The organism is Arthrobacter sp. C152, assembly GCF_054890965.1.
This window is the reverse complement of record NZ_JBTZSU010000003.1, coordinates 213,197-233,224: the sequence shown is the minus strand read 5'-3', so window position 1 is coordinate 233,224 and position 20,028 is coordinate 213,197. Positions and strand designations below refer to the sequence as shown.

Below are 20,028 nucleotides of genomic sequence, written 5' to 3'. Positions count from 1 at the left end.
CGACCTCGGCCTCGGTACCAACGGCACCGGCACCACGGACGGCACCACCGCCGACCTCACCGCCGACGCCACCGTCAACCTCGGCACCGACACCGGCACCGACCCGGCAACCACCGGAACCACCGACGTCGCAGCCGCCATCGACCTCGGCCTCGGTACCAACGGCACCGGCACCACGGACGGCACCACCGCCGACGCCGCCATCGACCTTGGCCTCGGCCTCGGTACCACCGGCACCGACGGCACGGACGACACCACCGGCGTCGGCAGCACCGTTGACGCGGCGCTGGACGTGACGGTAAGCGGCATCATCGGCGACGGCACCGCAGGCGGTCTCGACGCGGCCGCGGATCTTGGGGCGGACCTGGGCACCGGCACCGCCGGCACGGACGGCCTTGATGCCGGTGCCGGCGTAGCGGTTGACCTCGGCCTCGGGCTCGGCGGCGTCTCCGGGACCGGCACCCCGGGCAGCACTGATCCCGGCGCCACTGATCCGGGAACCTCCGTTCCGGGCGATGGCACCATCGGCGGCGCAGGCACCGTCGACCCCGGCACGACTGATCCCGGAGCTGCCAGCCCCGGTGACAGCTCCACCGGCTCTGCTGGAGCCGCCGGCATGACGGACGGCAGCGACCTCCCGGCAGCTTCTGCCGGTTCCAGGGCGGTGGGGGGCGCCATCGCAACCGTTGATGTGCCCCGGAGCACCCCGGCCAACGGCAACACGGCACTTGCGACTACCGGCCTCGCCAAGACCGGCTGGGACGCCTCACTGGTGCCACTGGCCCTGCTGCTCCTGATCGCCGGGCTCCTGCTGCTTCGCCGGCGCAGGATGTCCTAGCGTTCGTCCACGCATCATCCAAGGGTCCGCGCACATGCGCCTGAAGCGGCAGCATCCAGCGGACTGACGACGGAAGGAGGCCCCTACCCGGAATCCACCAAAGAACATACAAAACATGTCCAGCACACATGTCCTTGTAGCCAATGGTCCGGCGGCGGACCAGCTTTGATTCGCCGCCGGGCCGTCGGCGTGCCACGGATACGGGACACCCCCAATCGTCGGCGTTACTCCACCGCCCGTATAATTTGAGGTACGACAGTGCCGCGGCGCACCGGGAGGAACGGTCATGGTGGCGGAATCGCCTAGCTCCATCAAGAATGAAGTGGTCGGCGGACGTTATCGGCTGGGGGATGTCATTGGCCGGGGCGGGATGTCTTCGGTCTACTGCGCCCGGGACGAAAACCTGGGCCGGGACGTGGCGTTGAAGCTGTTCGCCCCGCAGGCTCCGGACGCAGATGAACTGAAGCGGCAGGAAGCGGAGATTCAGCTTCTTGCCACCCTGAACCACCCGGGCCTGGTCACGCTGTTTGATGCGGGCATTGACGACCGCATTCCGGATGAGCCCCGGCCCTTCCTCACCATGGAACTTGTGGAAGGCCAGGATCTCCGCAGCCGGATCCGGCACAGCCAGGTCCCGCTGGAAGAGCTGTCCGTCATCGGCGCCGGCATTGCTGACGCGCTGGCGTACGTGCACGGCCTTGGAATCATCCACCGGGACGTCAAGCCCGGCAATATCCTGCTGGTCCAGATCCGTCCGGGCGAACCCCTGCGTCCCAAACTCACGGATTTTGGCATCGCCAGGATTGTCGATTCCACCCGCCTGACGGCCACTGGCACCATGGTGGGCACCGCCGCCTACCTCAGCCCGGAGCAGGCACTCGGCAAGCCGCTGTCCTCGGCCACGGATATCTACTCCCTGGGCCTGGTGCTGCTCGAATGCATCAAGGGAATCGTGGAATACCCCGGCAGCCCCGTGGAATCCGCTGTTGCCCGGCTCCACCGGGCCCCCGAGATCCCCGAGGACGTGCCCTCCGAGTGGGCTGACCTCATCCGTTCCATGACCGCCATCGAGCCCTTGGAGCGTCCCACCGCGGCCGACATCGAGACGGCGCTGCGGCAGGCGCTCGTCTCGCCGGCGTCGACCCCGGGCGAACTCGCCCCCGAGACCACCCGGGTCCTGCCGGCCATGCCTTTCCACCCGCCCTCGATCACGGCAGAGGAATCCGTGGATGAGCTGCGCGTAGCAGCCGCCCCTGCAGAGGCGACAGGCGGCATGGAAACGGGCAACGACGCAGCCACTGGTAATCCCTCCCCGGATGCCCCGGCCCGGAATCTTCACCCCCAAACCCGGACCAAGCGTTTTTGGCTGGCCCTGGTCCTGGCCCTCGTGGTGGTGGCTGCTGCTGTGGCCGCCGTGATGATGACTCTCTCTGCCCAGGCGCCCGCCGACGTCGTCCCCTATCCCACGGTGACCGGCGTGCTGGGCGACCACCTGCAGGAACTTCAAAAAAGCGTGGAACCGTGACCCTGGCACTGCCCCGCACTGCCAGGCTTTTTCGCGGCGGCACTGCCCTGGTGCTTTCAGCCCTTGTCCTCGGCGGCTGCGCAGCCTCGAATAACGGGCTGCAGAGGGACCTTGCCACCCAGCTTCAGGCGCGGGTCCTGGAAGTTACCCAGGCATCGTCCCAAAACGACCCCGCCACCGCGTTGAAGGCGCTGGATGGCCTTGAGTCCGACCTTTCAGCGGGCCAGGCGAAAGGCCGGGTTTCCGAGGAACGACGGCGCAGCATCGCCACCGTGGCGACGGCCGTCCGGGCGGACCTGACCGAAGCGCTGGCCGCACAACAGGCCAAGGCAGCGGAGGACGCCCGCAAGGCCGCGGAGCAGGCGGCCTCGCAAAGCCCCTCCCCGGAAACCACGGCCCAGCAGGCCCCGGCGCCCGCTCAAGGCAATGCCTCCAACGGCGCGGACGCAGGCAAGAACAATGCCGACAAGGGCAAGGGCAAAAACTGAGCGGCACATTGCCGCCGAAAGTCCAGCCCACAAAGAGGCGGTGCTCCGGAACATCTCCGGGGCACCGCCTCTTTCGTGCCGGGCCGCACCAGTCAGGTGCCGGCCCCTGCACCCTTGTTAGCTCAGGCCCGCAATGACCTTGTTCAGCGTGGCCGAGGGACGCATCACTGCCGAGGCCTTGGCGTCCTCGGGGTGGTAGTAGCCGCCGATGTCAACGGGCGAGCCCTGGACCTCTGCCAGCTCGCCGACAATCGTCTCCTCCTTGGAGGACAGCTCGTTGGCGACTGAGCTGAACGCGGCGGCCAGGTCGGCGTCGTCCGTCTGCTTGGCCAGCTCCTCAGCCCAGTAACGGGCCAGGAAGTAGTGGCTGCCACGGTTGTCCAGCTCGCCGGCGCGGCGGCTCGGGGACTTGTTCTCCAGCAGGAACGTGCCGGTGGCGCGGTCCAGGGTGTCGGCGAGGACCTGCGCACGGGCGTTGCCGGTGGTGATGGCGAGGTGCTCGAAGCTCACGGCCAGGGCCAGGAATTCACCCAGGCTGTCCCAGCGCAGGTGGTTCTCCTTCAGCAGCTGCTGGACGTGCTTCGGGGCGGAGCCGCCGGCACCGGTTTCGAACAGGCCGCCGCCGTTCATCAGCGGGACAACGGAGAGCATCTTGGCGCTGGTGCCCAGTTCCAGGATGGGGAACAGGTCCGTGAGGTAGTCGCGGAGCACGTTGCCCGTGACAGAGATCGTGTCCTCACCCTTGCGGATGCGGTCCAGGGTGAACGCGATGGCCTTGACGGGGGACGTGATCTGGATATCCAGGCCCTCGGTGTCGTGGTCCTTCAGGTACTCGTTGACCTTGGCGATGAGGTTGGCGTCGTGGGCGCGGTCCTCGTCCAGCCAGAACACGGCGGGGGTCTGGGAGGCGCGGGCGCGGGTGACGGCCAGCTTGACCCAGTCGCGGATGGGGGCGTCCTTGGTCTGGCAGGCGCGCCAGATGTCGCCCTCCGAAACCTCGTGTTCGATCAGGACGTTGCCGGAGCCGTCCACGACCTGCACCGTGCCGGCTTCCTGGATTTCGAACGTCTTGTCGTGGCTGCCGTATTCCTCGGCTGCCTGCGCCATGAGGCCGACGTTGGGGACGGTGCCCATGGTGGTGGGGTCGTAGGCGCCGTTGGCGCGGCAGTCGTCGATGACCACCTGGTAGATGCCTGCGTAGGAGCTGTCCGGCAGCACGGCCAGGGTGTCCGCCTCCTTGCCGTCCGGGCCCCACATGTGGCCGGAGCTGCGGATCATGGCGGGCATCGAGGCGTCGACGATGACGTCGCTGGGGACGTTCAGGGTGGTGATGCCCTTGTCGGAGTCAACCATGGCCAGGGCGGGGCCGTCTTCGAGGCCCTTCTTGATCAGGTTCTGCACGCCGTCGCGGACGTCTCCGGGGAGGTCCTCGAGGCTGCTGAGGATGGCGGCAAGGCCGTTGTTGGGGCTGATGCCCGCGGCGGCGAGCTGCTTGCCGTAGGTGTCGAAGAGTTCGGAGAAGTAGGCCTTCACCACGTGGCCGAAGATGATGGGGTCCGACACCTTCATCATGGTGGCCTTCAGGTGTGCCGAGAACAGCACTCCTTCTTCCTTGGCACGGGCCACCTGGGCCTTCAGGAACTCGTCCAGCGCGGCGGCGCGCATGACTGTGCCGTCGATGACCTCGCCGGCCAGGACGGGGAAGGCCTTCTTGAGGACCTTGACCGAGCCGTCTTCGCGGACGAGCTGGATGGCGATGGTGCCGTCATTGTCGATGACCACGGACTTCTCGTTGGAGCGGAAGTCGTCCTGGCCCATGGTGGCCACGTTGGTCTTGGAATCGGCGGTCCAGGCGCCCATGGAGTGCGGGTTCTGGCGCGCGTAGTTCTTCACGGACAGCGGGGCGCGGCGGTCCGAGTTGCCTTCACGCAGGACCGGGTTCACCGCGGAGCCCTTGATCTTGTCGTAGCGCGAGCGGATGGCGGTCTCTTCGTCGGAGGAGGGGTTGTCCGGGTAGTCAGGCAGCGCGTAACCCTGGCCCTGCAGCTCTGCAATGGCCGCCTTCAGCTGCGGGATGGAGGCGCTGATGTTGGGCAGCTTGATGATGTTGGCTTCAGGCGTCTTTGCCAGCTCACCGAGTTCAGCAAGGGCGTCACCGATCTGCTGGTCCGGGGTGAGGTAGTCACCGAATACTGCAATGATGCGGCCGGCGAGCGAGATGTCGCGGGTCTCCACCTCCACACCTGCGGTCGAGGCGAACGCCTCGATGATGGGCAGGAACGAATAGGTAGCCAGCATCGGCGCTTCGTCGGTGTGGGTGTAGATGATCTTGGACATGCGCGGGCGTCTCCCTGAAGGTCGGCTTGGTTATGAAATCTTTGTCTATTTCACCAAGTACAACTTACCCGAGGACGCCCGGTTGAACCTTAACGGGACGCCCGGATTACCCGGGTGAGAGCAGGATTACAGCGATGGAAAATGCCCGACGGCGGCACATGGCAGGGTGCGTCGCGGCGGCGTCATTTTGCTGCCTCAGGCTGGTGCGGGATTGCGGAAAGCCCTACATGATACGTCACTACTGTTTACAAACTTGTCATGTGACGATAAATTCGCTACGTCACTCCCGACCCCGGGCCCAACCCCGTTCAGACAGGACAACAATGACACGCACCAGGTCTCTGGCCTCCGGCCTCCTGGCCTTCTCGGCAGCCGCCGTGCTGGCACTCACCTCTGCGGGCGGTGCCTCTGCCGCACCGGCCCCGGCCGATGGCAAATCAAACCCCTCGGTTGCCGGTATCACAGTTGATACGTCCGGGGCCGCAGACTACTGGACGGCTGAGCGGATGCAGGCTGCCATTCCCGGCGATGTCCTGGCCGCCAAGGCCCTGGAACGCGGCAACCGCTCCAGCACCGACGTCGTGGAGAAGGGCAAGCCCAGCACCACCAAGGCCACCAAGGGCAAGCCGACCATCGCCAAGAGCGAGAACCCTGTCTCCCACATCGGCAAAGTATTTTTCACCATGGGAACCACGAACTACGTGTGCTCCGGGAACGCTGTGGCGTCCACGAACGGCAGCACCGTGGCCACGGCCGGACACTGCGTCAACGAGGGCCCCGGCGCCTACGTCACCAACTTCGTTTTTGTGCCCGCCTACGACAACGGCGCCGCACCCTACGGCAAGTGGGCCGCGAAAGCCCTCTACGCCCCCAGCCAGTGGGTCTCCAACGGAGATATGACCTATGACACCGGCTTCGCCGTCGTGAACCGGAACACGCAGAGCCAGACCCTGACCTCTGCTGTGGGCGGCTCCGGCGTTGCCTTCAACCAGGCGCGTGGACTGACGTACACGGCCTACGGATACCCGCAGGCTTCACCGTTCGACGGCACGTCGCTCTGGAGCTGCACCGGCACGGCAACCAATGACCCGAACAACCCGCAGTTCAACAGCCAGGGCATTCCCTGCGACATGACCGGCGGCTCCTCCGGCGGCCCGTGGTTCATCGGGACCGGCTCCGGGGGCATTCAGAACTCCATCAACAGCTACGGCTACAACCGCTCCGCCGTGATGTACGGCCCGTACTGGGGATCTGTCATCCAGTCCACCTACAACAGTGCAGCCGCAGCCTAAGGAACCGGCACCCGACCAGGGCGGGGCCAGCCAAGGCGACGTCAGCCACATCGACCTGGACCAGTCCCCCGAGGAGGTCCTCGAGTACTGGACGGACGAACGGATGGCAGAAGCCAAGCCCCGGGAGCTCCGGCTCCCGGCGGAGGGTCCGCGTCTCAAGCAGAGGGGCGCGGACACTGGCGAACCAGGGTCCGGCTCCCCCGGTCCGGAACGCTAGGCACGGTCCCGGCCACGGCTCATCCAAGCAAACGACGACGGCGCCCGTCCCCTTCGCAGGGGGCGGGCGCCGTCGTTCGCGCAGCCTCCTAGTGGAAGAAGTGGCGTGCTCCCGTGAAGTACATCGTGATGCCGGCAGCGTTGGCTGCCGCGATGACTTCCTCGTCCCGGACGGATCCGCCCGGCTGCACGACGGCGCGGACGCCGGCGTCGATAAGGATCTGCAGTCCGTCCGCGAAGGGGAAGAACGCGTCGGAGGCTGCCACGGCACCCTGGGCACGCTGCGGCGCACCGGCACCGCTGGCGTTGGACGCACCGCCGGCACCGTCGACGTCGGACTCGACCTGGACGCCCAGCGTGTTGGCGCGTTCCACGGCCAGCTTGCAGGAGTCGAGGCGGTTGACCTGGCCCATGCCGATGCCCACTGCGGCGCCGTTGTCGGCGAGCAGGATGGCGTTGGACTTTGCGGCCCGGCACGCGGTCCAGGCGAAGGCGAGGTCGGCGAGCGTCTTCTCATCCGCAGCCTCACCGGCTGCCAGGGTCCAGTTGGCGGGGTTGTCGCCGTCGGCGTCCACCTTGTCGCTGACCTGGACCAGCATGCCGCCGGAGACCTGGCGGAACTCCGTGGGATAGCGTCCGTAGCCTTCGGGCAGGGCGAGGAGGCGGATGTTCTTCTTCTTGGAGAGGATCTCCACGGCCTCGGGTTCGAAGCCGGGCGCGATGACGACCTCGGTGAAGATGTCCTTGACGGTGTTCGCCATGCCCGCGGTCACGGGGCGGTTGGCGGCGATGACGCCGCCGAAAGCGGAGACGGGGTCGCAGGCGTGTGCCTTGGCGTGGGCGTCGGCGATGGGATCGGCGGCGTCCGCGGAACCGACGGCCACGCCGCAAGGGTTGGCGTGCTTGATGATGGCGACGGCGGGCTCGCTGAAGTCGAAGGCGGCGCGCAGGGCGGCGTCGGCGTCAACGAAGTTGTTGTAGCTCATGGCCTTGCCGTGGAGCTGGTCTGCCTGGGCGATGCCCACGGGCGCGGCGTTGTCAACGTAGAGGGCGGCCTGCTGGTGCGGGTTCTCGCCGTAGCGCAGCACTTCGGAGCGCTCGAGGGACAGGCCTGCGTAGGCGGGCCAGTCGATGACGCCGTCGCCGTCCTCGTCGAGGAACTGGCTCGCGGTCCAGGTGGCAACAGCGTTGTCGTAGGACGCGGTGTGGGCGAAGGCCTTCGCGGCGAGGCGGCGGCGGGTCTTGAGATCGAAGCCACCCGCGGCGGCGGCTTCAACCACCTGGCCGTAGAAGGTGGGGTCCACCACGATGGCGACGGCGGCGTGGTTCTTGGCTGCGGAGCGCACCATGGCAGGGCCTCCGATGTCGATCTGCTCGACGACGTCATCCTGCGCGGCGCCGGACCTGACGGTCTCCACGAACGGGTAGAGGTTCACCACCACCAGGTCAAAGGGCTCGATGTCCATGCTGGCAAGGGTTTCCATGTGGGCCGGCACGCGGCGGTCGGCGAGGATGCCGCCGTGGACGCGCGGGTGCAGCGTCTTCACGCGGCCGTCCAGCATCTCCGGGGAACCGGTGACTTCCTCGACCTCCTGCACGGGGATGCCCGCGGCGGCGATCTTCTTGGCCGTGGAGCCGGTGGAGACCAGCTTCACGCCCGCCTCGTGCAGGCCCTTGGCGAGCTCCTCCAGGCCGGTCTTGTCGTAAACCGAGATCAGGGCCCGGCGGATGGGTACACGGTCAATGGATACGCGCTCATGCTGCGTGAAGCTCACAAATGTCTCCGTCTTATCTCGCGGACCAGTGCCGCGGTTGGTGGGGATACGGCCAGTTTATCGCGAAGCGCAGCTTCGGCAGGCGTGTCCGCCCGAGTGTGAACACCGGGGACCGGGCTAGAGTTTTGAGGAGGAGGCGGCGATGAATACTTACACCACTGTGCCCAGCGGCGAACAGGTGGTCCAGGAACTGCCCTGGCGGTGGAAAGTCCAGGGCAGGATCTTCCTGGTCGGGGGCCTGGGGTTCATGTTCGATGCGTGGGATGTGACCCTTAACGGCATCCTGATCCCGCTGCTGTCCAAGCACTGGGCGCTGACTCCCGGCGATGCGGCCTGGGTGGGCACCGCTAACCTGATCGGCATGGCGCTGGGCGCCTTTGTCTGGGGCACCATCGCGGATACCGTGGGGCGCAAGAAGGCGTTCACTGCCACGCTGCTGCTGTTCTCCCTGTTCACGGTGCTGGGTGCGTTCGCCCCGGACTTTGCCTGGTTCTGCGTCTTCCGGTTCATGGCCGGCTTCGGGCTGGGTGGCTGCATCCCGGTGGACTACGCCCTGGTGGGCGAGTTCACGCCCCGGAAGCAGCGCGGAAGAGTGCTGACGGCGATGGACGGCTGGTGGCCCATCGGCGCCGCCCTGGCAGGATTCGTCTCCGCCGGGCTGGTGGCCCTGTACGGTGACTGGCGGCTGACCATGCTGGTCATGGTGCTGCCGGCGCTGCTGGTCTTCTGGGTCCGGCGCAGCGTCCCGGAATCGCCGCTGTTCCTGATCCGCAAGGGCCGGCGCGAGGAAGCGGCCCGGATCATCGACGGGCTGGTGGCCGCCACCGGTGCTGAGCCACGCGCCTACAGCCTGCCGGACGCCAGGCATGTGCCGCGGCTTTCGGCGGGCAGCGCCTGGACGCAACTGCGCTCGGTTTGGCAGTTCAACTGGAAGATCACCGCTGCCGCCTGGTCACTCTTCTTCAGCATCCTGCTGGTGTACTACCTGTCCCTGACGTGGATGCCGCGGATCCTGATTGGAGCCGGGTTCGCCGAATACAAGGCGTTCGTGACCACCGCGTCCATGGCCGCCGTCGGCTTCCTGGGCGTCGTGGTGGCAGCCCTGCTGGTGGAGCGAGTGGGCCGCAAATGGATCCTGGCCATCACCGGCCCGCTGTCCGCGCTGACGCTGGTGATCGTAGCGATCGTGGTGGACATCCCGACGGCGGCAGTGTTCTGGCTGCTCGTTTTCGGATTCGTGGTGCAGGTGGCCATTCCCGTGCTCTATGCGTACGTGTCCGAGCTTTATCCCACGGAGCTGCGGGGCACCGGATTCGGCTGGGCGTCCACGTTCTCGCGGCTGGGGGCCGGGTTCGGTCCGCTCATCTTCGCCAACTACTTCTGGCCGGAGCTGGGGCTGGCCACGTCCTTCGCCCTGGCAGGGGCCCTGGTGCTGGCGGCCGTCGTCTGGATGGCGTTCTTCTCCCCCGAAACCCGGCAGCGCCGCCTCGAGTAGGACGCCGCTGCCCGGACCCGCTTCTCCGGTTCTTCCTCCCAACGACTGGATGCTTGACTCGTGGGTGTCCGAGGCTGCCGCTAAACTCCGGCACGAACGCCGGAGACCGATCCCGGCCAAGCCAAGGGGGAAGCCGCATGAGTCCGTACCAGACGCCACGAGAACCAAGTTCAACTCAAAGGTCTGTCAGCGAAGTCCGTGGCTGGGTAAGTGATCGGGTTCGAGGGGTTGACCTGGCTGTGCAGGGTGAATGCGTAGCTCCACGCACGTCAGAAAACAGGTGGAATTTTGACCTCGTATCCGTCTCTCCAAAAGGGGTGGAGTACCTGCCATGCGTCGTCTGGGCAGACGCAGCTCAGAGGCTTGATGCGAGGCTCAGGATCAGTGGTTCTTCATTGGAACAAGCAATGTTGGAAGGAATGGTGCTCACCATTAGAGGGACGCTGTGGTTCAACTCCGAAGGTACGGTCGGACTAAGGGTTAGCGACATCGAACCTGGCTTCGCCCGCCGCGGCGAACTCTATCTTGAGCACAAAAGGGCAATCGCTTCGCTTCGCACGGCGGGTGTTGATAGCCGTCGCCTCAGCAATCGATTTGTCCATGACAATCCCAAGAAGGCATTTCAAGATATTGGTTTCAAGCCAGAACGGATTATGGTTCTGGGCCCTGCCAATGCGCAAGGAATTGGAGATCTGAAGCGCCGGCTGTCTCATAGCTCACGATCCACTCCGGAGGTCATTTACCGTTCCCTTTCCTGGACCGCCGGTTCGCACATAGGTGCATTCGACGCGCACCTTCAAGAGGCCGGGCGTCTGGATCTGGATCTGGTCCTTTTGGTTCAGGGTGGCGGGCATTGGAGCAGGCTCCGCGGCTACCAACGTGCGGACTTAGCCCTGGCAATCCAGAGGTCGCCGGTCCCTGTCGCAACGGCTGTGGGGCATGACGCCAACATCTCATTGGCCGATCGGGCCGCCATGCTGTCCTTCACCACGCCGACAGCCGCGGCTGAAGCGATCGATAACGTTCTGGACCTCGACCGGTGGCAGCGGAAGAGGGATGCGCGCAACGCAGTCGCACAAGAGCGCCGGGAGGCAGAACTTGCAGCCAGGAGAGCTTTCATCGGCCTCCAGGAAGCCAAAGTCAAGGACCTCGAACAGAAGTGCACGGCCGCTTGGGAGGCCGAAGGCAGGGCGCGAAGGGATCAGATGGAAGCTGTCGCCGGATTACATCTGGCGTTTAGGCTTCACACGCAGGATCTTTTGGAAACCGCGGAGGCCCGCGTCAGATTCATTTCACATGCGGTATCGGTGGTGATTCTCCTAGCGGTCATTGCGCTGGTGGCGTTCGATGATGAAGTTTTGAGGCTTCTTCAATTCAGTCCAAATGCGCTTCAAAACTGGCTATACGTTTTGACGACAATTGCGACTGGCGTTTGGCTGCTCGTATGGCAACGGCGAGCACGAAACACCACCGGGCTGCCGTCGGCATCCCGCATGAAGCATCCGCCCAGAGATGTGGATTCCTGGCGAGTCGCCGTGAAGAGAGTCCGTACCGTTCGGAAGCTCCGGAAGCTCCGACACCACATGCCGCTTTAACTTGGAATCTGGCGCGCTGCCGGTGACTCCGCTGGGCACTGCTTCTCACTGTGACCAGCCCCTGCTTTGCAGCGCAGCCCTTACTTTCGAGACGGCATGCCTGGCACCGTTGTCCATGTGTCGCCTGGAAATCCTGACGAGTAGCCAGCCTGCACGGTTGAAGTCTTCCTCCCGGGCAATATCTTTGACCACCTGGCCCGCTATGGAATGCGATTCGCCGTCGTATTCCACCGCAACCCGGCGTTCCGGGTAGCTCAAGTCCGGCTGACGCACGACGCCGGCACACAGCTGCGTCGGCAGGTTTAATTGCGGTTTTGGAAGGCCTGCATTCTCCAGAGCCAGCCTCAGGCGCGTCTCGGGCGCAGAGTCGGAACCCACGCGCGCCTGGTCCAGCGCCAAACGGGCCTTCCTGATGCCGGGCGTGCCTTTGTGCCGGTCAAGCATCTGAGCCAACTCCTCAAGGCTGCAGTGCGGCTCCAGTCGGGACTCAAATGCAGCTCTCGGTATCCTCACAAGGTGGTCCGCCACTACGGTTAATTCCTCAACGCTCATCCTTCTCGCGTTGTCCAGCCAGGTACGTGGCCTGCTCGTCACCAGCAGCCCATCCACGCAGACAACCTCGTCATCGAAGAACTGCCCCACATGACCAATGACGCCCTTGCGTCGCGGTATCGCCATTGTGTCAGGGCGGGAAATATGGATACGAGGGTCATTTTCACCGGGCAAATAAGCCGGAAATTGCCAGAACCTGAATGCAGTGGCATGCGACGCAGCGGAGAATTCCGTAATCGTAGTGAACGGCCGTACAACCTCCGGCCTGGGTGTGTCCTCCGGACCTGCCAGGGCGGCCAAATCCGGAATCCTGATGCCGCGGCTGGGTGCGGATAGCGCGTGGTGACGCAGTCTCCTGAGGCTTATGCCGGCGTCGACCGCTTCGCGAAAGGTAAACGGCAGGCTCAGGAGATGGGCTGGGAGCGGACTCGGGGTCTTCACGGCAACATCGTTGCAAATTTAGGATGCCCAAATGGCGTTATCCACAGGCCGGGAACGGCCTGGGACATCTGACTGGCAGTTGTTGTCGTTCTGGGTGCTCAAAACGACAACAACTGCGAGTCAGTTGGGTGGGGAGGATGGGTCGGCGGCGAGGGCGGCCAGGGTGGACACCAGGAGCCGGCGTTCCACCACCTTGATGCGCTCGTGCAGGGTTTCCTCGGTGTCGGCGTCCTCGATGGCCACTGCCTCCTGGGCGATGATGGGCCCGGTGTCCACCCCGGCGTCGGCCCAGTGGACAGTGCAGCCGGTCACCTTCACCCCGTAGGCCAGGGCGTCCCGCACGCCGTGGGCTCCGGGGAACGCGGGGAGCAGCGCGGGGTGCGTGTTCAGGTACCGGCCGTTGAACGCATCGATGAACTCCGGGCTGACGATCCGCATGAAGCCGGAGGAAACCACCACGTCAGGCTTGTAGGCGGCCACGGCTTCGATCAGCGCCGCGTTCCAGTCGGCCCGGTCGGGATAGGCCTTGAAGTCCACGACGAAGGTGGGGATGCCGGCAGCAGCGGAACGTTCGACGCCGAACGTGCCTTCGCGGTCCGCGCCCACCGCCGCGATGTCGACGTCGAGCTGGCCCGCCTTGACGGCGTCGATGACGGCCTGGAGGTTGGAGCCGGTTCCGGAAACGAGGACGACGATACGCATTGGTCCAGCTTAGGTGCACGCTCGCGTACGCTGGAAAACATGAACAGCACACCGGGGCGGGGCGGCCAGCAGCAGGCGCCGCCGCAGCTGAGCGAGGCGGCCAAAGCTTCCCTGGCCAAGACGCACACCTTGTTCCGGATGTTCGTCGTCTCCGTGATCGGCGCGTTTTTCGTGTACCAGCTGGACGTCAACTACCTGTGGCTGACCACGGTCCTGGCCGGCGCCGGCATTGTCCTCGGCGTGGTCCTGCTGGCCAGGGCCGTCAGGCTAAAGGAATCCAAGCTGGTGCTGTTCGGCACCATCTCCGGCCTGGTGGTGGCCGCCGTCATGGTCCTGCTGATCGTCAGCACCTTGGTGTTTTTTGACCAGGTGCGCGAGTACCAGGCCTGCGTGGGCCGGGCCCTGACCGACCGCGCCACCCACGCGTGCATGGTGCAGTTCCAGGACGTACTCCCCGCCAGGGTGCCGTAGCCCCTGCGGAGCTGCTCCTAACGGACCAGCTCCACATCCTGCGGTGCGGCCCCAGCGTTCTCGCGTTCCAGCCACGGCCCCGCCGCGTAGCCAATCACGACGCCGGCCCCCACCTCGGCTGCCACCCACAGGGCCATCCACAGCGGGTCGGGTCCAATGTCCGTCAGTCGGCCGATACCGGCCGATCCCCTGGCCACCCAGGCCAGGCAGATGACCAGCAGACCAGCCGCCACCCCTACCAGGGCGCCGAGGACCAGGGTGGACACGGTGGCCGTGAACCAGCGCGCGCGGACCTTGATGGCGAGCCACTCGTCGAAGTGGTTTTCGCCTTCCCGCAGGAACCACCAGCCGGCAAAGACTCCGGCCAGCACGGGCACGATCAGTGCCACGAAGGCGTAGTCCAGGGCCCCGGAAGGAATGGCCGCCAGCACCGGGACGGACGGCAGCGGCCCCACGGCCGTGCCCAGCGGACCCACCTGGGAGCCTGCCCCCATGGCAAACCCCGCGCCGGACGTCCACGCCAGGGCAAACACCACAAGGTTGGGCAGGAACCCAAGCTGGGCAATGGTGAGGGCGGCACCTCCCACCGGGCCGGCGTCGAGCGCTTCATAGACTGCCACCACCAGGTTCCAGTGGATGAACAGGTCAACAGCCAGCAGCACCGCGGCCAGGGCCAGCGCGGAAACCACGGCCACGAATCCGGCCTTCGCGGCCGATGCGAAATACGAACCGGCCCAGCGTGAGTGCTGGCTGGTGCGCGAGATCCAGTCCACCGCGTCCACGCCGATGAGCCGGCTCCAGGAACCAGCCTCCCTGCGGGCGCCAACCACCATGCCCAGCCCGTACGGGATCAGCGGGACCAGCATGGCATACGCCAGGTTGATGCCGACGTCCGCGGTCCGGCAGACAAAAGCGGTGGCGGCACCGAACGCGGCGTACACCGCCCACGACCCGAGCAGCGCCTGCCACAACTGGTCCGTGTAGGAAGCCCGCGCCAGCCGCCGGCCGGCACGCCAGGCCAGGAGGAACGGGATCAGCGTCAGGCCGAGGGGAATCAGGCTGAGGAGATCGGTGCCGCCGTGGGAAGCCGACGCCGGCCCTGCTCCGGCAAGCTCCAGCGGCACACCGTGGACCAACAGCCAGGACTGGCCGGCCAGGCGGGCGAGGACCTCGAACTGGCTGTTCCGGAATCCGGCAGTGGCCCACACCGCAACGACCGGCGCCACCACCACCAGCGCGGAAATGATGGCCGCCTGCGCAGTCTCAAGGGCGCCCTGCAGCCACAAGGGCATTGGAAGGCCACGGTCTCCGGTCTGATCAGCGCGCAGTTTCATCGCCTTCCATGGTGTCACGGCGGGCGCTTCCGGCCTGCGAACGACAGGCTCCCCACGGATACCGATGCACAATCAGTGCGGAGCATGCCGGCGCTTTTTCCAGGGCCCGGCCGTAAAATTGGTATCTGGACTATCCCCGCCCCGCAGTGGGTGAATTGTGATCTCTGCTGGCCGCCGCATTCGGGGAAGGCCAGCAACGGACCCGGCCACCGTAAACCGGGAAAACAGGAGCCGCGAATGAGAGATGAACCGTAAGTTCTGAAGATATTCGTCCTACTGGCTGGTGCAGCCGCCGCTGTAGCCGCGGCTGCACCAGCATTTTTGTGCCGGCACGGCGAACCCCTTGACGCAGGGCTCAATGACGCACGGCACAATGGCACAGCACAGCGGCGCCGGGAATCCCGAGGGGACTCCCGGCGCCGTTCCGCCCCGCAGGGCGCGTTGGGGCTACTGTGCCGGATCAGCGGCGGGCGTCGCCGTCCGTTTCGATGTTTTCCTTGCGGACCTCTTCGTTGACCGTAACGTCGTCGCGGACGACGTCCTTGTCCAGCCGGACCCGTTCCACCGGAACGGCTTCCTTTTCGACGACCGGGCGTTCCTCGTGGAGGACCACCTCGTGTTCCTCTTCGCTGATGTCCGGCCCCCTGAGGGCCTCACCGCGGTTCGCATCGGTGATCGGTTCACGTTCTACGCGGACTTCCTCGCGTTCCACCGGGATGGTCCTGGTGACGTTCTCGGTGGTGACGGACTTCCGGAGCCGTGCCCGGCCGGTGGTTTCGCGTTCCTTGCCAACGTGCAGCCGCTCCTCGGAACGCGTCATGGCGTCATCGGTAGTGGGGCCGGAGGTGTCGTGGCCGACGGTTCCGCCTACAGCCTCATCACGGTCGTAGGTGTCCCGGCCCGCGCCCAGGCCCGCCGTCGGAGTACCGGCGTTGAGGTCGGCGTCGCCCTGCAGGTCGACGTCCCGCTCGGTGCCGGTCTGCGCCTCGGTGTAGGTCCGGGCACCGCGGTCGTAGTAGGTGTACAGGCGGTCCTCTTCCTCGGGTGTGAGGTGTCCGTCGGCATCAACCCGGGGAGCATCCTTGACGTGTTCCTTGGTGTACGGAACCACGAGGTCCTCACCCTGGTGGTGTGCCCCTTCCACCGGCACGAAAGACTCGGAGGTGCCAAAGAGGCCCGTCTTGACCGTGACCCATGTGGGCTCGCCGGTGTCGTCGTCGGCGTACAGCTGCCCGATCGAACCGATCTTCGCGCCGTCGGATCCGACAACGTGGCCGCCGCGGTTGAGCAGGTCTTCAAGATTTTCCCTGTTGAGCATGACTCTCCTTGGATCTGTCTTTGCACTGGGTCTGCCAGCAATGGATGGCACGGACGGAGGTTTCCCGGCGTCCGGCTTCCGCCCCGGCTGCTTGAGGCTCTGCGCTGGCTGCACCACTACCGTAAGCATGCTTAGCATCAGATGCCAAGCCTACTTAGTAATTTTTTTGAAACCCCCGGAACAGCTGTTCACCCAGCCTTTCCCTTCGGGTCACGCTTTCTCCCCCGCCATGTCAAGGACGGCGCCCACGGTTGAGGGGTGAGGATCGCGATTGTTGCCGAATCATTCCTGCCGCTGATGAACGGAGTCACGCACTCCATCCTGAGGGTGCTGGACCACCTCCAGGACCGGGGCGACGATGTCCTGGTCATCGCCCCGTCCGCCCACGACGGCGACGCGCCGGGGCACGTCAACGGCGCACAGATCCACCGGCTTCCGGCCGTCCCGCTGGCGGGGTACACGAATGTCCGGGTGGCGATGGGCGGTGTGTACCGGGTCAAGAGAATCCTTGCCGACTACGCACCGGATGTCGTCCACCTTGCTTCACCGTTCGTCCTGGGCTGGCGGGCGGCGCAGGCCGCCCACCAGCTGGGCATCCCCACCGTGGCCGTCTACCAGACCGAGGTCCCCAGCTACGCCGCCAGGTACGGGGTGCCCTTCCTGGAGAACTGGGCCTGGAACCGCGTGGAGAACATCCACCTGCTGGCCACCCGCACCCTGGTGCCCTCCACGTTCGCGCTGAACCAGTTGCGTGGCCGGGGCATCCCGCGGGTCAGGATGTGGAGGCGTGGGGTGGACACGGCGCGGTTTTCTCCGGACAAGCGCGACGACGGCTGGCGGGCCGGGGTGGCTCCCGGCGGGCAGCGGATCATCGGCTATGTGGGCAGGCTCGCCGTGGAGAAACAGGTGGAAGACCTTGCCGCCCTCGCGGGGCTGCCGGACACACGGCTGGTGGTGGTGGGCGACGGACCCCAGCGCGGCGCCCTGGCGGAGGCCCTCCCGGACGCCGTCTTCACGGGGTTCCTGGGAGGTGACGAGCTGGCCCGGGCGGTGGCGTCTTTCGACCTGTTCGTCCACCCGGGCGAGTTCGAGACCTTTTGCCAGACCATCCAGGAGGCCATGGCATCGGGCGTTCCCGTGGTGGCCACCGGCCGCGGCGGCCCCCTGGACCTGGTGGAGAATTCGCGGACCGGCTGGCTGTATGAACCCGGGGACCTTGCCGGCATGCGGTCGAGGGTGCAGGACCTGGTGGGCGACGACGCCAAGCGCCGGGCTTTTGCGGCCGCTGCACACGCCTCGGTCCAGGACAGGACCTGGCCGGCCCTCTGCGGCGAACTGGTCCGCCACTACGACGAGGTCATCTCCGGCGGAGCGGTGCCGGCACACCAAAGCAACACCAAGGGAGCAACGCTGTGATCATTTCCGTCATCGGCTGCGGCTACCTCGGCGCGGTCCACGCCGCCACCCTGGCATCCATGGGGCACACCGTGGTGGGCATCGACGTCGACCCCCATAAGGTGGAGCAACTGGCCTCCGGCGCCGCACCGTTCCACGAACCAGGGCTGGATGAACTCCTGCAGCACGGCCTGGCCACGGGCAGGCTGCGGTTCTCCACCGACGCCGCTGACGCCGCGGGCGCCCAGGTTCACTTCCTCTGCGTGGGCACCCCGCAGGACAAGACGTCCGACGCCGCCGACCTCACCTTCCTGGTCTCCGCCGCGGTTGCCCTGCTGCCGCACCTGGCCGCGGGCGCCGTCGTCGTGGGTAAGTCCACGGTGCCCGTTGGCACCGTGGACATGCTCGGCGGCGTCCTGGCCGCGCGGCCGGACGTGCTGCTGGGCTGGAACCCCGAGTTCCTGCGGCAAGGCACCGCGGTCAAGGATTCGCTGGTGCCGGACCGGCTGGTGTACGGCGTCAACGGCGGACGGGCCGCCGCCTTCAACCCCGCCACGGGCGCGCCGCGGGGCGTGACGGCAGTCCTGGACGCTGTCTACGAACCCCTGCTGGCCGCCGGAATCCCGCGGCTGGTCTGCAACTTCGCCACGGCCGAACTGATCAAGTCGGCGGCAAACGCGTACCTGGCCACCAAGGTCAGCTTCATCAATGCGGTCGCCGAACTGTGCGACGCCGCGGGCGCCGACGTGGCCGAACTCAGTGAAGCGATGGGGCTGGACCCGAGGATCGGCAGCCGCTACCTGCATGCCGGCCTGGGCTTTGGCGGCGGCTGCCTGCCCAAGGACATCCGCAGCTTCCGCACCCAGGCCGCCGCCCTTGGCGTACCCGCCGTGGAGGACTGGATGGGCCTGGTGGATTCCGTGAACCTGGGCCAGCGGCAGCGCACGGTCGCCCTGGCGGCGGACCTGTGCGGCGGCACACTGGCGGGGCGTTCCCTCACCGTGCTCGGCGCCTCGTTCAAACCCGAAACCGATGACATCCGTGACTCGCCCGCGCTGGACGTTGCCGACCGGCTCGCTGCCGCCGGGGCGCACGTGACCGTGACGGACCCCAAGGCGGTGAACCACGCCTGGCGGCGCTACCCGCGCCTCCGCTTCGAGACCTCCACGACGCGTGCACTGGAAGGCGCCGAACTGGTCCTGATCCTGACGGAGTGGGACGAGTACCGCAGGCTGTGCCCCGCCGTTGCCGGGTCGCTGGTCCGGCGCCGGGTGGTGCTGGACGCCCGCAACGTCCTGGACGCGCCCGCCTGGCAGGGTGAAGGCTGGGTGGTGCGCGGCCTCGGAACCTGTGGCGGCGCATTGCAGCTCACAGCGCCGGCGCCGGCTGGCTGATCGGGGCTGCCTGGCTGATTGGGGCTGCCTGGCTGACGGGCAGGACTTGCAGGTGGTGCCCCAGGGCAGGCCGGCGGAAGCGGGCCAGGATCTGCGGGGACGGCCGGAGCCCCAGCTCAGCGTCCAGCAGGGTCCGGTACTGGCGCAGGTATTCGTGGGCCGCAGCGATGTTTCCCTCGTCCAGGCAGACGTCAATCAGGACCGCGTGGACCGACTCGCGCAGCGGCTCGATGGCCTTGGCCCGGAGGGCGGCGTCGATGGCTTCCGGGTAACGGCCGAGCTTCCGCAGCCTGACCGCGAGCGCTTCGAGCGCATGGAGCTGGAGCTGGCGCAGCCGCTCGCGCTCCACGAGGAGCCAGTCCTCGTCCCAGGCCGGGAGGAGTTCGCCGGTCAGCGGGGAGCTGTTGATGTCCGCGGCGGCAAGCTCCGCCGCCTGCGACAGCAGCCGGCCGGCCTGGTTCCGGCATTCCTGGACGTCCACCGACACGTCAGCACCGAGCGCCAGTTCATTCCGGCCTGCGGAGACAAGTTCCGCGTGCGCCGACCTGATCCGCCACAGCGCCGTGCGGAGGCTGCCATGGGCATGGTCCATGGTGGAGTCGGCCCACAGCCTGCCCACCACCGCATCGCGGGAACACTTGAGGCCGTCCTGCCGGGCCAGCGCAAGGAACGCCAGGACCCGCTGGGCGTGCAGCGGAAGCCGGACACGGTCCTCCCCCAGGAACAGTGAAAAACCGTTAAGGAGGAAGAGCCTTGGCTGGAGAACGGTGCCCGGTGCCGGGCGGGAGGGTGCAGACGTCATTGAAGGACCCCACGTTCACGTCAGACGCAGACAAGCAACTGAGACCTGCCACGAATTA

At 66.5% G+C, this 20,028-nt stretch carries 16 protein-coding genes and 1 pseudogene; 10 read left to right on the top strand and 7 right to left on the bottom strand.

Features of this window, described 5'->3' with window-relative positions; genetic code table 11:
• From ACYSM9_RS03770 to ACYSM9_RS03760, 3 genes and pseudogenes are all read left to right on the top strand, one after another.
• Positions 1-838 (top strand): annotated as a pseudogene (locus ACYSM9_RS03770) (hypothetical protein); the annotation flags it as partial.
• 286 nt (positions 839-1,124) lie between these two features.
• Positions 1,125-2,363, top strand: coding sequence for a serine/threonine-protein kinase (locus tag ACYSM9_RS03765; RefSeq protein WP_461855666.1), 1,239 nt, complete (start codon positions 1,125-1,127; stop codon positions 2,361-2,363).
• On the top strand, positions 2,360-2,851 hold the full coding sequence (locus tag ACYSM9_RS03760; protein ID WP_461855665.1) for a hypothetical protein: 492 nt from the start codon (positions 2,360-2,362) through the stop codon (positions 2,849-2,851). Before ACYSM9_RS03765 ends, ACYSM9_RS03760 begins: the two co-directional genes overlap by 4 nt.
• 117 nt (positions 2,852-2,968) lie before the next feature.
• On the opposite strand, the gene ACYSM9_RS03755 is transcribed toward ACYSM9_RS03760, so the two are convergent.
• Entirely contained in the window at positions 2,969-5,188 is a 2,220-nt protein-coding gene (locus tag ACYSM9_RS03755) for an NADP-dependent isocitrate dehydrogenase (protein WP_461855664.1), read from the bottom strand.
• Between the two features lie 323 nt (positions 5,189-5,511).
• Between ACYSM9_RS03755 and ACYSM9_RS03750 the strand changes: the two genes are divergently transcribed.
• Both ACYSM9_RS03750 and ACYSM9_RS03745 read left to right on the top strand, forming a co-directional pair.
• Positions 5,512-6,480: a trypsin-like serine peptidase gene (locus ACYSM9_RS03750; protein ID WP_461855663.1), complete on the top strand. Its 969-nt coding sequence runs from the start codon at positions 5,512-5,514 to the stop codon at positions 6,478-6,480.
• Complete coding sequence (locus ACYSM9_RS03745; protein WP_461855662.1) at positions 6,464-6,697, top strand: hypothetical protein; 234 nt, start codon at positions 6,464-6,466, stop codon at positions 6,695-6,697. Before ACYSM9_RS03750 ends, ACYSM9_RS03745 begins: the two co-directional genes overlap by 17 nt.
• Before the next feature lie 88 nt (positions 6,698-6,785).
• Here ACYSM9_RS03745 and purH read toward each other — a convergent pair whose 3' ends face one another.
• Positions 6,786-8,471: a bifunctional phosphoribosylaminoimidazolecarboxamide formyltransferase/IMP cyclohydrolase gene (gene purH, locus ACYSM9_RS03740; RefSeq protein WP_461855661.1), complete on the bottom strand. Its 1,686-nt coding sequence runs from the start codon at positions 8,469-8,471 to the stop codon at positions 6,786-6,788.
• Between the two features lie 142 nt (positions 8,472-8,613).
• Here purH and ACYSM9_RS03735 point away from each other — a divergent pair, with 142 nt between their 5' ends.
• Positions 8,614-9,966, top strand: coding sequence for an MFS transporter (locus ACYSM9_RS03735; protein ID WP_461855660.1), 1,353 nt, complete (start codon positions 8,614-8,616; stop codon positions 9,964-9,966).
• A 419-nt stretch (positions 9,967-10,385) separates the two neighbouring features.
• On the top strand, positions 10,386-11,561 hold the full coding sequence (locus tag ACYSM9_RS03730) for an exodeoxyribonuclease VII large subunit (protein ID WP_461855659.1): 1,176 nt from the start codon (positions 10,386-10,388) through the stop codon (positions 11,559-11,561).
• 45 nt (positions 11,562-11,606) lie between these two features.
• Here ACYSM9_RS03730 and ACYSM9_RS03725 read toward each other — a convergent pair whose 3' ends face one another.
• The gene (locus ACYSM9_RS03725) at positions 11,607-12,554 is read right to left on the bottom strand and encodes an endonuclease domain-containing protein (RefSeq protein ID WP_461855658.1); all 948 of its coding nucleotides are present in this window, start codon (positions 12,552-12,554) and stop codon (positions 11,607-11,609) included.
• Positions 12,555-12,674: 120 nt separating this feature from the next.
• Positions 12,675-13,256, bottom strand: coding sequence for a phosphoribosylglycinamide formyltransferase (purN, locus tag ACYSM9_RS03720; RefSeq protein WP_461855657.1), 582 nt, complete (start codon positions 13,254-13,256; stop codon positions 12,675-12,677).
• 39 nt (positions 13,257-13,295) lie between these two features.
• On the opposite strand from purN, the gene ACYSM9_RS03715 reads away from it, so the two are divergent.
• Complete coding sequence (locus ACYSM9_RS03715) at positions 13,296-13,727, top strand: hypothetical protein (RefSeq protein ID WP_461855656.1); 432 nt, start codon at positions 13,296-13,298, stop codon at positions 13,725-13,727.
• 17 nt (positions 13,728-13,744) lie between these two features.
• Here the strand turns inward: ACYSM9_RS03715 and ACYSM9_RS03710 are convergent, their stop codons facing one another.
• Positions 13,745-15,061 carry a cell division protein PerM gene (locus ACYSM9_RS03710; RefSeq protein ID WP_461855655.1) on the bottom strand — a complete coding sequence of 439 codons (1,317 nt, stop codon included), beginning with the start codon at positions 15,059-15,061 and terminating at the stop codon, positions 13,745-13,747.
• Positions 15,062-15,521: 460 nt separating this feature from the next.
• A complete protein-coding gene (locus ACYSM9_RS03705; protein ID WP_461855654.1) occupies positions 15,522-16,379 on the bottom strand; it encodes a PRC and DUF2382 domain-containing protein in 858 nt (285 codons plus the stop codon).
• A gap of 258 nt (positions 16,380-16,637) precedes the next feature.
• On the opposite strand from ACYSM9_RS03705, the gene ACYSM9_RS03700 reads away from it, so the two are divergent.
• Both ACYSM9_RS03700 and ACYSM9_RS03695 read left to right on the top strand, forming a co-directional pair.
• Positions 16,638-17,795 (top strand): glycosyltransferase family 4 protein, encoded by a 1,158-nt coding sequence (locus tag ACYSM9_RS03700; protein WP_461855652.1) that lies wholly within the window; start codon positions 16,638-16,640, stop codon positions 17,793-17,795.
• A complete protein-coding gene (locus tag ACYSM9_RS03695; protein ID WP_461855651.1) occupies positions 17,792-19,168 on the top strand; it encodes a UDP-glucose dehydrogenase family protein in 1,377 nt (458 codons plus the stop codon). The genes ACYSM9_RS03700 and ACYSM9_RS03695 overlap by 4 nt, the downstream gene beginning before the upstream one ends.
• Here the strand turns inward: ACYSM9_RS03695 and ACYSM9_RS03690 are convergent.
• The gene (locus ACYSM9_RS03690) at positions 19,143-19,970 is read right to left on the bottom strand and encodes an AfsR/SARP family transcriptional regulator (RefSeq protein WP_461855650.1); all 828 of its coding nucleotides are present in this window, start codon (positions 19,968-19,970) and stop codon (positions 19,143-19,145) included. The two genes, ACYSM9_RS03695 and ACYSM9_RS03690, sit on opposite strands and share 26 nt — an antisense overlap.
• Positions 19,971-20,028: the final 58 nt, after the last annotated feature.

Excerpts from the sequence above, each read along its gene's own strand:
- ACYSM9_RS03715 (WP_461855656.1), top strand. The coding sequence starts at position 13,296 with ATGAACAGCACACCGGGGCGGGGCGGCCAGCAGCAGGCGCCGCCGCAG.
- ACYSM9_RS03730 (WP_461855659.1), top strand. The coding sequence starts at position 10,386 with ATGGTGCTCACCATTAGAGGGACGCTGTGGTTCAACTCCGAAGGTACG.
- ACYSM9_RS03750 (WP_461855663.1), top strand. The coding sequence starts at position 5,512 with ATGACACGCACCAGGTCTCTGGCCTCCGGCCTCCTGGCCTTCTCGGCA.
- ACYSM9_RS03710 (WP_461855655.1), bottom strand. The coding sequence starts at position 15,061 with ATGAAACTGCGCGCTGATCAGACCGGAGACCGTGGCCTTCCAATGCCC.
- ACYSM9_RS03755 (WP_461855664.1), bottom strand. The coding sequence starts at position 5,188 with ATGTCCAAGATCATCTACACCCACACCGACGAAGCGCCGATGCTGGCT.
- ACYSM9_RS03765 (WP_461855666.1), top strand. The coding sequence starts at position 1,125 with ATGGTGGCGGAATCGCCTAGCTCCATCAAGAATGAAGTGGTCGGCGGA.
- purN (WP_461855657.1), bottom strand. The coding sequence starts at position 13,256 with ATGCGTATCGTCGTCCTCGTTTCCGGAACCGGCTCCAACCTCCAGGCC.
- ACYSM9_RS03735 (WP_461855660.1), top strand. The coding sequence starts at position 8,614 with ATGAATACTTACACCACTGTGCCCAGCGGCGAACAGGTGGTCCAGGAA.
- ACYSM9_RS03690 (WP_461855650.1), bottom strand. The coding sequence starts at position 19,970 with ATGACGTCTGCACCCTCCCGCCCGGCACCGGGCACCGTTCTCCAGCCA.
- ACYSM9_RS03705 (WP_461855654.1), bottom strand. The coding sequence starts at position 16,379 with ATGCTCAACAGGGAAAATCTTGAAGACCTGCTCAACCGCGGCGGCCAC.